Source organism: Alloalcanivorax marinus (genome assembly GCF_016906305.1).
Classification (GTDB): Bacteria; Pseudomonadota; Gammaproteobacteria; order Pseudomonadales; family Alcanivoracaceae; genus Alloalcanivorax; species Alloalcanivorax marinus.
The window spans coordinates 63,815-79,184 of sequence record NZ_JADDOL010000009.1; the positions used below are offsets into that span (position 1 = coordinate 63,815).

The following is a 15,370-nucleotide window of genomic DNA, read 5'->3' on the forward strand; positions in this document are numbered from 1 at the left end:
GAAAAGCCCGGCCTCGCGCCGGGCTTTTTCGTTTCCGGTGCACCAAAGCGGCGCACGTTCCCTTCGCAAAGCTTTACAATTTCTGGCACGCGCTTTGCTCATACTGAGACAGGGACCGGCAAGGAGCCGGGCCGTGCCAGTGAGAGCGCCATGGGGCCACTATCCCTGCCGGACGTGTCCGGTTACGACGAGATGATTCTGCCGGGCGGCAAGGTCCGGGACGCCTACAAAGGTTATCACCGCTGGCTGCTCGGCCAGGCCCACGACGGCCTGCTGCGCAAGCGCAAGGAGGCCGAGCTTCAGTTTCACCGGGTCGGCATCACCTTCAACGTCTACGGCGAGGAGAGTGGCACCGAGCGGCTGATTCCCTTCGACGCGCTGCCCCGGGTGATCCCCGCCGCCGACTGGCGGCGCCTGGAGCAGGGCGCCATCCAGCGGGTGCGTGCCCTGAACCTGTTCCTGCACGACATCTACCACGACCAGACCATCGTCCGCGCCGGGCTGGTGCCCGCCGAGCAGATCTTCGGCAACGCCCAATACCAGCCCTGCATGCAGGACCTGGACCTGCCCAACCGGGTCTACTCGCACATCAGCGGCGTGGACGTGATCCGCGACGGCGCGGGCACCTGGTACGTGCTGGAGGACAACCTGCGCACCCCGTCCGGGGTGAGCTACATGATCGAAAACCGGCGCATGATGATGCGCCTGTTTCCGGAGCTGTTCGCTCACCAGTCGGTGGCGCCGGTGGAGCACTACCCGTCGCTGCTGCTGGAGACGCTCCAGGAAAGCGGCGCCGTGCCCAATCCCACGGTGGTGCTGCTGACCCCGGGCCGGTTCAACAGCGCCTATTTCGAGCACGCCTTCCTGGCCCAGCAGATGGGCATCGAGCTGGTGGAAGGCGCCGATCTGTTCGTCAAGGACGGCTTCGTGTTCATGCGCACCACCGCCGGCCCGCAGCGGGTGGACGTGATCTACCGGCGCATCGACGACGATTACCTGGACCCCCTGGCGTTCCGCCCGGACTCCATGCTCGGCGTGCCGGGCCTGCTGTCGGTGTACCGGGAAGGCAATGTGATTCTGGCCAACGCGGTGGGCACCGGGGTGGGCGACGACAAGTCCATCTACCCCTATGTCCCGGACATGATCCGCTTCTACCTGGACGAAGAGCCGATCCTGGCCAACGTACCCACCTGGCAATGCCGCGACCCCAAGGCGCTGGACCATGTGCTGGCCCACCTGCCGGAACTGGTGGTCAAGGAGGTCCACGGCGCCGGTGGCTACGGCATGCTGGTGGGCCCGGCGGCCAGCCACGCCGAGATCGAAGCGTTCCGCGAACGCCTGCGGGCGCGGCCGGCCAACTACATCGCCCAGCCCACCCTGTCGCTCTCCACTTGCCCGATCTTCGTGGACGAGGGCATCGCGCCCCGGCACATCGACCTGCGGCCCTTCGTGCTGAGCGGCAAGGACACCCGGCTGGTGCCCGGCGGCCTGACCCGGGTGGCGATGAGCGCCGGCTCCCTGGTGGTGAACTCCTCCCAGGGTGGCGGTACCAAGGACACCTGGGTGCTGGAGGACGGATCATGCTGAGCCGCACCGCCGCCGACCTGTATTGGCTGTCGCGCTATTTCGAACGCGCCGAGAACACCGCGCGCATGCTCGACGTGGCCTGGAACCTGTCGCTGATTCCGTTCGCCGTGGACGCCCGCGAGGAGATCACCGCGCCGCTGGTGATCACCGGCAGCCTGGCCAGCTATCAGGCCAGCCACGACGACATCCGCGTGGATGAAGTGATGCATTTTTTCACCCTGGACGACGGCAACCCGGGGAGCATCTTTCACTGCCTGCGCGCCGCCCGCGAAAGCGCCCACGCGGTGCGCGGCAAAATCACCGCGGAAATGTGGGAAAGCGTCAACAGCACCTGGCTGGAACTGCGCGAGATCCGCGAGCTGGGACTGGAGGGCTACGGCGCCAGCGAATTCTTCGACTGGGTGAAAAACCGCTCGCACCTGTTCCGGGGCGCCACCTACGGCACCAGCATGCGCAACGACGCCTTCCGGTTCCTGCGGCTGGGCACCTTTATCGAGCGGGCCGACAACACCGCCCGCATCCTCGACGTCAAACATCAGATCGGTCGCGCCGCCGGCGACGGCGCGGTGGACTTCTACCGCTGGCACGCCCTGCTGCGCTCGGTGGGCGCCTACGAGGCCTACCGGGAAATCTACAGCGAGCCGATCAACGCCGAGCGGGTCTCCGAGCTGCTGATCCTGCGTCCGGAGGTGCCGCGCTCGCTGCGCTCCTGCATGCAGATGCTGTGCGAACTGCTGCCCGCCATCGAAGGCCACGCCGGCCAGCAATCCAAACGGCTGGCCGCGGTGCAGTTCGCCCGCCTGCAGTACGGCGACCTGGACCATATCGTGGACACCGGGCTGCACGAATACCTCACCGACTTTCTGCGCCGCGTCAACGAACTGGCGGACACCATCCGCGAGGAATACCTGGAGGTGGTATGAAACTCTCGATCCGGCACCGCACCGAGTACCGCTACTCCGAACGGGTCCGCCACAGCACCCAGTACCTGCGCCTGACGCCGAGGCCCTCGCGCCGCCAGCGCATCCTGGACTGGCACCTGGACCTGCCGGAGCACGCCACCCGCGCCGCCGACGGCTTCGACAATATCCTGCACGTGCTGACCCTGGACCACCCGCACCAGAGCATCGAGCTCACCGCCCGGGGCCAAGTGGAGATCGTCGACGAGGACCGGGAAGACGACGACGCCCGCCTGTCGCCGCTGGTGTTCGCGCGCACCTCGGCGCTCACCGCCACCGACGAGGCCCTCGCCGACCTGGCCCGAGACTATGAGGGCGCCGGCTCCCTGGACAGCCTGGAACGGCTCAGCCAGCGCATCCTCGACGACATGCCCTTCGCCGCCGGCGTCACCGACGTGGCCAGCGACGCCGCCGCCGCCTACCGGGGCGGGCAGGGCGTCTGCCAGGACCACACCCACGTCTTTCTGGCCTGCTGCCGCGCCCTGGGGATACCCGCGCGCTACGTGAGCGGCTATCTTTACAGCGACGACAGCGAACACGTGGCCAGCCATGCCTGGGCCGAGGTCTGGCGGGACGACCGCTGGCACACCTTCGACGTCACCAACCAGACCCGCCGCCCCCGGCATCACCTGAAGCTGGCGGTGGGTCTCGACTATCTGGATGCCTGCCCGGTACGCGGCGTGCGTTACGGCGGCGGCGTGGAATCGCTCAACGCGGTGGCCCACGTGCGCCTCACCGGCGCCGAGCAATAGGGCGGGCGGCAACGGGAGTTCGGCAATGACCTATTGCGTGGCCATGGCGCTCAAGGACGGGCTGGTGTTCGCGGCGGACTCCCGCACCAACGCCGGCGTCGACCAGATCGCCACCTACCGCAAGCTGCACAAATTCGTCATCGAAGGCGAACGCGTCATCCTGATGATGACCGCCGGCAACCTGGCCACCACCCAGAGCGTGCTCAGCCTGATGCGCATGCGCCTCAACAGCGACCGGCCCAACCTGTTCGGCGCCGCCACCATGTACGACGTGGCCACCATCGTCGGCGCCACCGGCCGCGAAGTGGTGGCCCGCGACGCCGGCCAGGGCCAGGGCGTCGACTTCGGCAGCAGCTTTATCGTCGGCGGCCAGATCCAGGGCGAACCCCCGCGCCTGTTTCTGATCTACCCGGAAGGCAACTTCATCGAATGCACCCCGGACACCCCGTACTTTCAGATCGGCGAAACCAAATACGGCAAACCCATCCTCGACCGGGTGATCGACTACCACACCTCCCTGGACGACGGCATCAAATGCGCCCTCATCAGCATCGACTCCACCATCCGCTCCAACCTCTCGGTGGGCCTGCCCCTGGACGTCCTGCGCTACCGGCGCGGCAGCTTTATCGCCAGCGAACACTTCAACCTGGACGAGCACCACGAAGGCTTTCACCAGCTCGGCGAAGCCTGGTCCGTGGGCCTGCGCGATGTGTTTCATCGCATTCCGAATTTGAAGTGGTGAAAGGTGACTCCTACTTGTTCAAGCACTGTCAGAAGGGAGAAACCTGGGAGGCTTATACGAAAAAGCCCGCTGGGAAGCGGGCTCGGGCCACCTAGAATGAGTTGTACGGACCAAGAGCGCCGGCCAGGGCGAGAACGAATACCACCAGCAGGCCGAGAATGATGGCGGCGGGAATGGACGCCAGAGCCCACTTCACCATAAAGGTCACCATGGAACTGAATGGCATCTGGATGTCGGTGACGACGACTCGCTGGGGTGGCGGTTGGTCCTTGGTGCGGCGAGCCTCGACAGCCCGTGTGATGGCGGCGATGACAATGATCGCCACGGCGACCAGCAGCAAACCCAGAACGGTACTTACCGTCATGTGTCCTCCTTGAGTATTGTTATGGATTAAGGAGTCGACAAACCTAGGGCATGCGGGTTTTTTCGGAAATGACCGGTGAGCCCGTCGGCACGGGTCAAGCAGTTATTGGCATGGCCCGTCAGGAGGTGTCTGTCATGGAAAAAACGGCATTATCCGAGAAAACGTATCCGAAAAGCTGGGCAGGATTTTTAGATGCGCTGGCCCGAAGGGGTGCACTGGATCACGACCTTCTCACCACCCATGAACGCGAAGCGCACGACAAGCATCGCGATCCTCTTGAGGATGAGCCGGTACGCTGTCTGAGGCCAAACGGGAACGTTTTTTGATTCGTTCGGAATCACTAATCAAGGACGGTGCGCGTGTTCACCCGGCCGCGATGCGCTCCGCCAACGCCAGCGCGGCGGTGAGGCCGGGGGATTCGATGCCGAGCAGGTTGATCAGGCCGTCCAGGCCGTGGAGGCGATGGTCCTGGATCAAAAAGTCCGGGTGGGGCTGGCCGTCGATCATCAGCTTGGGGCGCACGCCGGCGTAGTCCGGCTGCAGGGCGCCGGCGGGGAGCGCCGGCCAGTAGCGGCGCACGGCGGTTTCGAAGGCGGTGCGGCGGGCGTCGTCGACCCGGTAGTCCGGGCGGTCCACCCATTCCACGTCGGGGCCGAAGCGGGCGCGGCCGGCCAGGTCCACGGTGAGGTGCACGCCCAGGCCGTGGGCTTCGGGGAGCGGGTAGATGAGCCGGTCCGTGGGGCTGGGGCCGGCGAGGCGGAAGTAGTTGCCCTTGGCGAAGCGCTGGTCCGGGCGTTGCGCGTCGGGGAAGCCCCGCATCTTTTCCACCAGCGGCACGGCGCCCAGGCCGGCGGCGTTGAGCAGTCGGTCGGCGCGCAGCGTGAACCGTTGGTCGCCGGTCTCAACGTCCAGGTCGAAGCGGCCGGGGTGGCAGTCGATGTGGGTGACCCGGTGGCGGGGGCAGAGCAGGGCGTCGTGGTCTTCCGCGTCGCGGGCCAGGGCGGCCATCAGGCCGTGGCTGTCGACGATGCCGCTGTGGGTGGAGTGCAGGGCGGCGGTGCCGCGCAGCCACGACTCCTCCCGGGCCAGTTGGCGGGCGCTGATCGGTGTCAGCCCGGTGGCGCCGGCGGCGCGGGCGTTGTCCAGCAATTGCGCCAGGGCGTCCCGCTGATCGGGGCCGGCCACGATCAGCTTGCCGCAGCGGCGGTGGTCGATGCCGCGGGCGGCGCAGTATTCGTAAAGCAGGGCGTTGCCGCGCAGGCAGCTTTCCGCTTTGAGGGAGCCGGGCGGGTAGTAGAGGCCGGCGTGGATCACCTCGCTGTTGCGCGACGACAGATGTTCGCCGAAGCGCGCCTCGCCTTCCAGGATCACCACCGTTTCCCCGGTCCGCGCCAGGGCCCGGGCCACCGCCAGGCCCACCACGCCGGCGCCCACCACCACGGTGCCGACGCGCTCCATCAGGGTTCCGCGCCGTCCGTGGTGGCCCGGCTCTGGCGGTCGCGGATGGCGTTGTCGTAGAACAGGTAGCGGGAGGTTTCGTAGAAACCCCGCGCCAGATCGAACAGATGGTTGAAGGTGTCCGGGTCGGTTTGCGATCGGTCCTGTTCCGGGTTATCGCTGTAGAGCGTGTGCAGGCTGGCGGCTTCGCCGTCGTGGTTGAGCCGGGCCAGATGATCGGCGGTGACCGCGCCGATTTGCGGGCGGGGCCCTTCGCGCAATACCACGAAGGCGGTGCGGTCGCCCTCCGGGGCGGGCTGCTGGATGTCCCGGCCCAGGGTGGTGTTGTCGTAGTCCAGGCCGATCAGGCCGGCCACCGTGGGCATCACGTCGATCAGGCTCACCGCTTCGCGGATGCGGCGCGGTTCCAGCAGCTTGGGGGCGTAGATCATGTGCGGCACATGGTGGCTTTCCAGGCGCAGTGCTTCCTGGAAGCGCGGCATGTGCGGCAGGGTGGTGATGCGGTTGTTGTGGTCGCCGAAGAACACGAACAGGGTGTTGTCGAAGTAGTCGCTTTGCCGGGCCAGGTCCATGAAGCGGCCCACGTTGTAGTCGAGCAGGCGCACCGCGTTGTACTGGGCGGCGTTCTTGAAGCCGTTGCCGTTCAGTTGTTCCTCGCTGAGGTCGTCGCGCACCTGGAAGTCGTCGTTGTTCGGCGGAATGGTGAAGGGCCGGTGGTTGCCGGCGGTCTGGATAAAGGCGAAGAACGGCTGGTCGTCGGGAATCGCGTCCAGGATGGCGTGGGATTCCTTGAACAGGGCCAGGTCGGAGATGCCCCACACGTCCACGTTGGGGCTTTGCCAGTCGCCTTCCTCGTACAGTTCCAGGCCGTCGATGCTGCGGGTGAGCAGGCCCTCCAGATTGGCCCAGCCGGCGTTGCCGCCGACCATGTACAGTTTCCGGTAGCCGTCCAGTTGGTCGACGATCATGCGCTGGTGGCCGATCAGCGGATTGCGGCTGGCGGTTTCTTCCGGAGCCACGTCGGGGATGCCGGTGAGAAACGCCCAGATGCTTTTCGCGGTGCCGGTGACCGGCACGTAGAAATGCTCGAAGAACCAGCCGCCCTCGGCGATGCGGTCCAGGTTGGGGGTCGGGTCGAACGGGGTGCCGTAGGCGCCCACCCGGCTGGCGCCCAGGGATTCCAGCATCACCACCACGATATTGGGTGGCCGGTCGGTGTCCAGGCGGTGGGGTTGCACGGTCACGTGGCGGCGGTAGTTCAGGTCGCCGCGGCGGTCGGCGGGCAGCGCCAGAAAGTCCGCCATCATCGGGTAATAGCGGCGCACCGCCTCCAGGTCGTAGGGCTCGGTGTCCAGCTGGCTGGTGTCGTAGAAGAACAGCACCGGGTTGAGCCCCAGCGCCGCCACCGCCTTGTCGCCGGAGGCGAAGGCGTCGCTCCAGCGCAGCGGCACCGGGTTCTCCCAGTTGATGTCGGTGGCCCGGCCGAGCAGCCCGAAGGCCAGCACCAGCACCACCACCACGCCGCCGGCCCACAGGGAGCGGGTGCGGATGGGCGGCTTGTCGCGCAGCAGAAAGCGCGCCGACAGGCGCGCGAACAGCCAGACCATCAGCGCGCTCAGGGCCAGCCAGCCCAGGGTGATCCACACCACCGGGTAGCTCTCCCAGACCATCTGCGTGGACATGCGCGTGTCCTGGAGAAAACGCAGGGCGGTGATGTTGAGCCGGTCGCCCAGATAAACATAGTGGCCGAAGTCCAGAATGTAGGTGAGCAGCAGCAACAGCGTGGCCAGGCCCAGGTAGACCAACGCCAGACCCCGGGCGGCCCGGGAACGGACCAGATTGAAGCGCGGCAGCCAGGCCAGCACCGCCAGCGGCAGCACCATCAGCAGGGTCAGGCGCAGGTCGAAGCGCAGGCCCACGCTCAGCGTCCGCCAGACCTGGCCGGCGGGGGCGTCCACGGTGTCGCCCACTTCGGAGAAGAACAGATAGAACACGGCGCGCAGCAGCACCATCAGAATCAACAGCGCCGCCGCGCAGGCGGTCAGAAAGCGAAGCCGGCGGGAATGCCACCACCCCATCATGCGCGTGCCTCCAGAAACGATCAGGTTCGGTGTCTCGACAAGCCGCCCATGCTACCGGCCGGGCCGACCGCCGTCATCGCGCCGTGCCCGGCACGGCGGCTACCGCCTACCGACCCCGGCGCGGCGGCACGGTTCCCGCGGATTTCCCTTGATGGCGCCGGGGGTGCGATCATCGGGGGTCCGAACCCGATGCCGAGTCCATCCCATGCCGAGTCGATCCCACGCCGAGTCGATCACGGTGCTGAGCGAACACCGGGCGGACACCACGGTGATCACCCTGCGGCCCCATCTGTCCGCCGATTGGCGCCAGGTGAAGCGTTTCATGGCGCTGATCGCGGCGGTGGTGTTCGTGGTGGCCGCCGCCTGGAGCGCCGCCGGCATCTGGCTGGCGCTGCCGTTCGCCGGCTTCGAGGTGGGGTTGCTGTGCTATCTGATGCACCGGGTGTGCTTCCGGCTCAGCTATCTGTACCAGCGCATCACCATCGAGCCGGGCCGGGTGCTGATCGAGCAGGGCGTGCGTGGTCCGCCGCGCCGGCGCTGGGAACTGAGCCGGCCGGACGCCCATCTGCACGTGATCCTGCCGGCCCGCTCCGTCGACCTGATGCGCCTGACCCTGCGCGACGACCGCACCGGTCTGGAAGTGGGCGCCTTCCTGCACGCGGACGCGCGGGAGCAGGCCCGCCGGGCGCTGCGCGACGCCGGCCTGATGGAAACCTCGGACCGCTGGTGGCAGACCGCCCGACCCTGAACCCGCCCCTGTTAAGCAAGGAACCGTGATGAAGTACATCTTCGAAGTCCGCATGAAGGACGGTTACACCGTGGAGGAGTACGCCGAGGCCTGGATCGAGGCCAGCCGCGTGATCCAGCAGACCCCCGGCGCCCGGGGCACCGATCTGCACCGCAAGATCGGCGAGCCGGATACGCTGCTGGCCATCGCCCATTGGGATTCCAAGGCGCACCGGGACGCCAAGGACGACAGCCGCAGCGCCCGGGTCAAGGCGATCCTGGAAAAGCACGCGCGCACCTGCGAGATCACCCCGCTGGGCGAGTTCGAGGAGCCGGAGTGGCGGGTGCCGCCGCAGCCGGGCAGCGGTAACGAGAGTGGTCATGAGCGGTAATGCGCGCCGGATCGCGGCACCGGCCCTGGCGGCCATGCTGTTGCTGGCCGGCTGTGATTACCGCGACGCGCCCCAGGGGGCGCCGCTGCGGGCCCTGGCCGCCGAACCGGAGAGTTACCAGGGCAGCCTGGTGGCCACCAGCGGGGTGGTGCGGGGCTTCGACGATCCGGAGCATTACTGGATCGAGGATGACGACCTCAACCGGGTGGAACTGACTCCCTTGGAAGAGGCCCGGGGCCATCTTGACCAGCGGGTTCAGGTGGTGGGCACCTTTCATTACGAGGCGGGCCGGGGGCGCTGGCTGGAGATTCGCAGCCTCGGGCCGCTTTGATCGTGGATCGCGGTGGAACCACCGCTCCTACGGAAACGGGGTAGGAGCGGCGGTTCCGCCGCGATGGCGCGGCTGGAAATTCAGCCTTCCACCTTGAACTTCAGGCCGGCGTGCTCGGTGAGTCGCCGGATCAGCTTGTCGCCCATGGCCGGCGCCGTGGTCCAGATGCCGCCGCCGGTGTCGGTGGCGTCGCGCAGCAGGCACAGGGCGCTCTCGCTGATCATTCGCGAGGTGGAGCCGTAGCCCGGGTCCTTGTCGCCGGACACGCTCACCGCCAGGTGCTCGCCCTGGTCGTTGCCGCCCAGGAACAGCACATCGTAGAAACCGTTTTCCCGCTCTTCCTTGCTCGGTCCCTCGCCGGGTTTGGGGGCGTCCTCGCCGGCCAGGGAGCGGTCCTGGGCCACCGCCTCGGCGGTGGCCTTGCCCTTGTCGCCGTCGCCGGTGAGGATCATCTCGTCATAGGTGAAGTCCTCGCCGTAGGCGTGGCCGAGCAGAAAGTTGGAGCGGTGCACGTTGCGGGTGTTGATGGCGGCCATGATGAACGGCGCCGCCCAGGTACCCAGGGCGTCGTCGTATTCCGGCTTCGCCGCCGGCGGCTGGGCCGGCCCGCTGAAGCCCGGGGTCAGCGCGAACGGGTCCACCAGCAGATCGCGGATGGCCGGGTCCTTGGCCGCCGCCAGGGTGGCTTTCAGGCTGGCGGCGGTGCCGCCGGAGAAGGTGCCCTTCATCTTGCGCACCCGGCCCTTGACCCGGCTCATCGGCGCCAGGCCTTTCGCCTTCGCCTGCTGTTGCAGGAAGAACACGCCCAGGTCGAAGGGGATGGAATCGAACCCGCACGAGAACACGATGCGCGCGCCGGTCCGTTGGGCGGTGTCGCCGTAGCGGTCGATCATCTGCCGCATCCAGGCCGGCTCGCCGCACAGGTCCACGTAGTCGGTGCCGGCTTCCGCGCAGGCCTTCACCAGCGGCTCGCCGTACAGCTGGTAGGGGCCCACCGTGGTCAGCACCAGCCGGGTGCGCTCGGCCAGGGCCTGGAGGGTCTCCGGCTGGTCCGCGTCGGCGGTGACCACCGGCACGTTTTCACTGATGCCCATTTCCGCGCGCACCGCTTCCAGTTTTTCGGCGTTGCGGCCGGCCAGCGCCCAGTTCAGGTCGCCACCATAGGTTTGATCCAGGTATTCCGCCACCAGTCGGCCGGTGAAGCCGCTGGCGCCGTACACGATCAGATCGAACTCTCTCCCGTTGCTCATGATCGGCTGTCCATTTCGTAATGAGTGTGGCCGTCACTATAGCCCCCCGACGGGGGCCCCGTGCAGGGGCGGGAACGGCCTTTTGATGGCGAGGACGGTCGTTTTATTTAAAGTCCCGGGAGCGCACCACCAGCTCGTCCAGGGCGTCCCGGGCGTCGGCCAGCTGCCCGGCCATCAGGTGCACGATGCGCTCCGGGCTGATCTCCACGGTGCCGGTGACGATCACCAGCGGGCTCTTCAGCAGGGTCTGCCGGTAGCGTTCCTGGATCGAGGTCCAGACCACCACATTGGTGTTGCCGGTTTCGTCCTCCAGGGTCATGAACAGGGTGCCCTTGGCGGAGCCCGGGCGCTGGCGGTTGGTGACCAGGCCCGCCACCCGCACCAGCTGGCCGGGGCGGGCCCGCTTCAGGTCCCGGGCCCGGTAACAGCGCTTGAAGCGGGGCAAATGGCGCACCAGGGCCATGGGGTGGCGGCCCAGGGTCAGCCCCAGGTGGCGGTAGTCCTCGATCAGTGAGGTGTGCTCCGAGGGGGCGTCCAGGTAGACGCCATCATGGTCGTCGTGAACGGCGTCGCCCTCGCCCTGACCGCCGAGCAGCGGCCGCCGGGCCTCCAGGCCCTGCACGTCCCAGTGGGCCTGATGGCGGTGGCCGCTCAGGCCACGCAGGGCGTTGCCGGCCACCAGGGCCTCGCGCTCGCGGCTGCCCAGGGCGGCCCGCTCGCACAGGTCGCGCACGCCGCGAAACGGCGCCTGGTCGCGGGCCGCCACCAGCCGCCCGGCGGCGTCCTCGTTGAAGCCCTTGATCTGACGCAGCCCCAGCCGCAGGGCCGGCTGCACGCCCAGCTTCTCCCGGTGGGTATCCTCCAGGGTGTGGTCCCAGTGGCTGTGGCGCACGTCCGGGGGGCGCGTTTCGATGCCGTGGCGGCGGGCGTCCTGCAGCAGTTGCGAGGGCGAATAGAAGCCCATCGGCAGGCTGTTGAGCAGGCCGCAGAAGAAGGCGCTGGTGTGGTGCCGCTTGAGCCAGGCGGACACGTACACCAGCAGGGCGAAGCTGGCGGCGTGGGATTCCGGAAAGCCGTAGCCGCCGAAGCCCTTCATCTGCTCGAACAGGCGGCGCGCGTAGTCGCCGCTGTAGCCGTTGGCGCGCATGCCCTCGATCACCTTGTGCTCGAACTGCATCAGCTCGCCGCTCTTGCCCCAGCGTGCCATGGCCCGGCGCAGCCGGTCCGCCTCGCCGCCGGAAAAGCCGGCGGCCACCATCACCAGCTGGATCACCTGCTCCTGGAAGATCGGCACGCCGTAGGTGCGTTCCAGCACGCCTTTGACCTTTTCGTCCGGGTAGTCCTCTTCCTCCAGGCCGTCCCGGCGCCGCAGGTAGGGGTGCACCATGTCGCCCTGGATCGGCCCCGGGCGCACGATCGCCACCTCCACCACCAGATCGTAGAAGGCGCGTGGGCGCAGGCGCGGCAGCATGTTCATCTGCGCCCGGGATTCCACCTGGAACACGCCCACGCTGTCGCCCTGGCAGAGCATCTCGTAGGTGGCCTCGTCGCCGGCGGGAATGTCCTGCATGGCCAGAGGGCGGCCCCGGTAGCGGCCGACCTGGTCCAGGGTCTTGCGGATCGCGGTGAGCATGCCCAACGCCAGCACGTCCACTTTCATCAGCCCCAGGGACTCCAGGTCGTCCTTGTCCCACTGGATCAGGGTACGGTCGGGCATGGCGGCGTTTTCCACCGGCACCAGGGTGTGCACCGGGTCGCGGGTGATCACGAAGCCGCCCACGTGCTGGGACAGATGGCGGGGAAAGCCCACCATCTCCTGGACCAGCTCCCGGTAGTGGCGGCCCAGGGTGGAGCCGCCCAGGCCCAGCTCCCGGAATCGTTCCACCAGGGAATCCGGCCGGTCCCACCAGGCCAGGTTGCCGCTGAGGCGCTCGACCACGTCCTGGTCCACGCCCAGGGCCCGGCCCACGTCGCGCACCGCCGAGCGGGTGCGGTAGCGGATCACGGTGGCGGCCAGGGCGGCCCGGTCGCGGCCGTACTTGCGGTACAGGTACTGCATCACCTCCTCGCGGCGCTCGTGCTCGAAGTCCACGTCGATGTCCGGCGGCTCGTCCCGCTCCTGGGAGATAAAGCGCTCGAACAGCAACTGGCTGCGCCCCGGGTCCACCTCGGTGACCCCCAGGCAGTAGCACACCGCGGAGTTGGCGGCGGAGCCGCGCCCCTGGCAGAGAATGCCCTGGCCGCGCGCGAAGGCGACGATGTCGTGCACGGTAAGAAAATAATGGGCGTAGCCGAGCTGGCGGATCAGCCCCAGTTCCTTGTCGATCAGGGCGCGCAGGCTGTCCGGCACGCCCTCCGGATAGCGGGCCTCGGCGCCTTGATGGGCGAGGGCGGCCAGGTACTGGTCCGCGTCCTGGCCCGGCGGCACCACTTCCTCCGGGTACTGGTAGCGAATCTCGTCCATGCCGAACTGGCACTGATCGGCGATCCAGGCGGCTTCTTCCAGCAACGCCGGCGGGTAAATCTCCGCCAGCCGCGCCGGCGCGCGCAGGTGGCGCTGGTCATTGCGAAAGCGGCGGTCGCCAAGCCGCTGCACGGTGGTGTTCAGCCGCAGGGCGGTGAACACCTCCTGCAGGCGCTGCCGTTCCGGCACGTGGTAATGCACGTCGTTGCTGGCGGTCATGGCCAGCCCGTGACGCCGGGCCAGGTCGTGCAGCGCGCGGTAGCGCAGGGCATCGTTGCCTTCCTGGAGCAGTTCGCAGGCCAGCCACAGCCGCTCGCCGAAGTGCTCGCGCAGCAGCGCCGCGTGGGCCTCGTCGCGCTCGTCGCCAGCGGGCAGCCACAGGCACAGGGCGTGGCGCTCGATGCGCGCCAGATCCCGCCAGTGCAGCTGGTAGTGGCCCTTGGGCGCGCGCCGGCGGCCCCGGGTGATCAGGGTGGCGATCTCCCCGTAGGCCTGCCGGTCGCGGGCCAGCAGCACCAGACGGAGCTCGCCCCGTTCCTGGTCGAGGCGAAAGTGGCTGCCGACGATCAGCTTGAAATTCAGTGGCTTACCTTCGTTTTTGCAAGCGGTTTCGAGGTCTTTCCAGGCCTGCCAGGCGCGCGCCACCCCGGCCAGGGAGCCGTCGTCGGTGATCGCCAGCGCCCGGTAACCCAGCCCATGGGCCCGCGCCACCAGCTCCTCCGGATGGCTGGCCCCGGTCAGGAAGGTGAAGGCGGAAGTGCAATGGAGTTCGGCGAACGACATCAGAAGAACCCCTGCAACCACCACCCCTTATCCCGCTCGTCCTGAAACACCCAACAACACAATCCGTCCGGGTGATGGGCCACGTGGTAGCGGCGGGCGGCCTGGTGGTGCCAGGGCTGGCTGAAACGTTCCTCCTGGGGAAACAGGGTCAGGGGCCGGTCCCGCCAGTGGGGCACGCTGTCGCGCACCGCCAGGGGGCGCGGCGGGTCGAGCAGCCACAGGGGCCGGTCCTCCGGCGGGGCCGCCGTGTCCGGCGGCGGCGCGGGGCGCGCGGCTTTCTCGAAGGGCGGCCGGCCCCGTTCGGTTTCCTCGGGCAAATGGCCCGGCGCGCGCTCCGGCCGGTACAGCCGCAGAGCCGGCTCGGCGGCCAGCTTCTCCAGCAGCCCGGACAGCGGCGCCCGCGCCCCCGGGTCCGGGAACAGATCCGCCAGGCCCGGGTTACGCGGGCGCGGCCGGCCGCCGTCCAGACCCAGGCCCAGCACCGGGGCGTCCAGCACCTGATGTTCCAGGCGCCGGCGGGTCAGGTCCAGCCAGGTGGCGGCGTCGTGGCCGGCCTGGGCGCGCCGCACCACCAGGGTGTCCCGGTGGCCATTGTTCAGGTGCAGGTGCCAGCGAATCGCGGTCAGGCTCTCCTGATGGCGCTCCAGGTCGGCGCTCAGCCGCGTCAGCAGTTCGCTCATGGGGCCGTGAAGGTGGTCGAGGCGGTCCAGGGGATCGTCGAACTCCAGCCGTTCACGGAACGGCCGGGGCGGCGTCAGCGGCCGGCGCGGGTCCGGCTTCTCGCCCAGCAGCCGCTGCAGCCAGTCCAGGAAGCCGGCGCCGAAACGTTTGCCCAGGGCCGCCCGGGGTAGCGGATAAAGATCGCCCAGGGTACGGAAGCCCGGCGCCCGCAACCGCTCGCGCAGGCGCGCGTCCAGATCCAGGTCGTCCAGATCCAGCGCCGCCAGCCAGGCCTGGAACCGAGCCGGTTCCGGTACCGTTTCCAGGGGCGGCGGGTCGCTGAGGTGCCAGGCGGCCAGCGGCGTGGGCCCCAGGCCCAGGCGGGTGGTCAGCGGGCAATGCAGGCGGTAGCGGTCCACCCGCGCCATCAGCCCTTGAAAACCGCCGTGGAGTTTCAGGCAGCTGCCCACCTCCAGCAGCAGGCTGGCCGGCGGCGCCGCGCACACCTGGGGGGTAAGCGCCAGCAGGTGCTGGCCCTGGCGCCGCAGGGCCGCTTCCCGGGCGCCGTCGTCCGCCTCCAGCACTTCCAGGTCCTCGCACAGGGCGCGGGCGGTGGCCAGCCGCAGGCCGCCCTCGACGCCAGCGGCGCGGGCCGCCCCGTTGGCCAGCTGCACCCGGTGCTGGTGCACCAGCACCCGGGGCCGCTCCACCGGGCCGTCCCCGGCCTCCAGGGCCAGCAGGGGAAAATGCAGGGCCAGCCACAGCGGGGTCATGCGGTCTCTCTCCTTGGGGCGGCTCTCATGGGCACGACTTTCATGGAC

At 68.5% G+C, this 15,370-nt stretch carries 14 protein-coding genes; 8 read left to right on the forward strand and 6 right to left on the reverse strand.

Annotation, left to right across the window (positions count from 1 at the left end; translation table 11 throughout):
- Positions 1 to 150: 150 nt before the first annotated feature.
- The 4 genes from IM760_RS09640 to IM760_RS09655 are packed head-to-tail and all read left to right on the forward strand — an operon-like array spanning position 151 to position 4,040.
- The gene (locus IM760_RS09640) at positions 151 to 1,587 is read left to right on the forward strand and encodes a circularly permuted type 2 ATP-grasp protein (protein WP_204428696.1); all 1,437 of its coding nucleotides are present in this window, start codon (positions 151 to 153) and stop codon (positions 1,585 to 1,587) included.
- Complete coding sequence (locus IM760_RS09645) at positions 1,581 to 2,510, forward strand: alpha-E domain-containing protein (RefSeq protein WP_204428697.1); 930 nt, start codon at positions 1,581 to 1,583, stop codon at positions 2,508 to 2,510. Before IM760_RS09640 ends, IM760_RS09645 begins: the two co-directional genes overlap by 7 nt.
- Positions 2,507 to 3,298: a transglutaminase family protein gene (locus IM760_RS09650; RefSeq protein WP_204428698.1), complete on the forward strand. Its 792-nt coding sequence runs from the start codon at positions 2,507 to 2,509 to the stop codon at positions 3,296 to 3,298. The genes IM760_RS09645 and IM760_RS09650 overlap by 4 nt, the downstream gene beginning before the upstream one ends.
- 25 nt (positions 3,299 to 3,323) lie before the next feature.
- Entirely contained in the window at positions 3,324 to 4,040 is a 717-nt protein-coding gene (locus tag IM760_RS09655; protein WP_204428699.1) for a proteasome-type protease, read from the forward strand.
- A gap of 91 nt (positions 4,041 to 4,131) precedes the next feature.
- Here IM760_RS09655 and IM760_RS09660 read toward each other — a convergent pair whose 3' ends face one another.
- Positions 4,132 to 4,404, reverse strand: a complete 273-nt coding sequence (locus IM760_RS09660) for a hypothetical protein (RefSeq protein ID WP_204428857.1) — start codon at positions 4,402 to 4,404, stop codon at positions 4,132 to 4,134.
- Positions 4,405 to 4,538: 134 nt separating this feature from the next.
- Here IM760_RS09660 and IM760_RS09665 point away from each other — a divergent pair, with 134 nt between their 5' ends.
- Entirely contained in the window at positions 4,539 to 4,730 is a 192-nt protein-coding gene (locus tag IM760_RS09665; protein WP_204428700.1) for a hypothetical protein, read from the forward strand.
- A 37-nt stretch (positions 4,731 to 4,767) separates the two neighbouring features.
- Here the strand turns inward: IM760_RS09665 and IM760_RS09670 are convergent, their stop codons facing one another.
- Positions 4,768 to 5,862 carry an NAD(P)/FAD-dependent oxidoreductase gene (locus IM760_RS09670; protein WP_204428701.1) on the reverse strand — a complete coding sequence of 365 codons (1,095 nt, stop codon included), beginning with the start codon at positions 5,860 to 5,862 and terminating at the stop codon, positions 4,768 to 4,770.
- Positions 5,862 to 7,943 carry an LTA synthase family protein gene (locus IM760_RS09675; RefSeq protein ID WP_239549730.1) on the reverse strand — a complete coding sequence of 694 codons (2,082 nt, stop codon included), beginning with the start codon at positions 7,941 to 7,943 and terminating at the stop codon, positions 5,862 to 5,864. Before IM760_RS09675 ends, IM760_RS09670 begins: the two co-directional genes overlap by 1 nt.
- 205 nt (positions 7,944 to 8,148) lie before the next feature.
- Between IM760_RS09675 and IM760_RS09680 the strand changes: the two genes are divergently transcribed.
- From IM760_RS09680 to IM760_RS09690, 3 genes are read left to right on the forward strand one after another with little or no spacing between them, the layout of a single operon-like run.
- Positions 8,149 to 8,691, forward strand: a complete 543-nt coding sequence (locus IM760_RS09680) for a DUF2244 domain-containing protein (RefSeq protein ID WP_204428703.1) — start codon at positions 8,149 to 8,151, stop codon at positions 8,689 to 8,691.
- Between the two features lie 28 nt (positions 8,692 to 8,719).
- Positions 8,720 to 9,061: an antibiotic biosynthesis monooxygenase family protein gene (locus IM760_RS09685; protein WP_204428705.1), complete on the forward strand. Its 342-nt coding sequence runs from the start codon at positions 8,720 to 8,722 to the stop codon at positions 9,059 to 9,061.
- Positions 9,051 to 9,392, forward strand: a complete 342-nt coding sequence (locus tag IM760_RS09690; RefSeq protein WP_204428706.1) for a hypothetical protein — start codon at positions 9,051 to 9,053, stop codon at positions 9,390 to 9,392. Before IM760_RS09685 ends, IM760_RS09690 begins: the two co-directional genes overlap by 11 nt.
- Positions 9,393 to 9,472: 80 nt before the next feature.
- On the opposite strand, the gene IM760_RS09695 is transcribed toward IM760_RS09690, so the two are convergent.
- The 3 genes from IM760_RS09695 to IM760_RS19020 form a co-directional block, all read right to left on the reverse strand.
- Complete coding sequence (locus IM760_RS09695) at positions 9,473 to 10,642, reverse strand: saccharopine dehydrogenase family protein (RefSeq protein WP_204428707.1); 1,170 nt, start codon at positions 10,640 to 10,642, stop codon at positions 9,473 to 9,475.
- Positions 10,643 to 10,745: 103 nt separating this feature from the next.
- On the reverse strand, positions 10,746 to 13,889 hold the full coding sequence (locus IM760_RS09700) for an error-prone DNA polymerase (protein ID WP_239549731.1): 3,144 nt from the start codon (positions 13,887 to 13,889) through the stop codon (positions 10,746 to 10,748).
- Positions 13,889 to 15,322: a Y-family DNA polymerase gene (locus IM760_RS19020; protein WP_204428709.1), complete on the reverse strand. Its 1,434-nt coding sequence runs from the start codon at positions 15,320 to 15,322 to the stop codon at positions 13,889 to 13,891. The genes IM760_RS09700 and IM760_RS19020 overlap by 1 nt, the downstream gene beginning before the upstream one ends.
- Positions 15,323 to 15,370 lie beyond the last annotated feature (48 nt).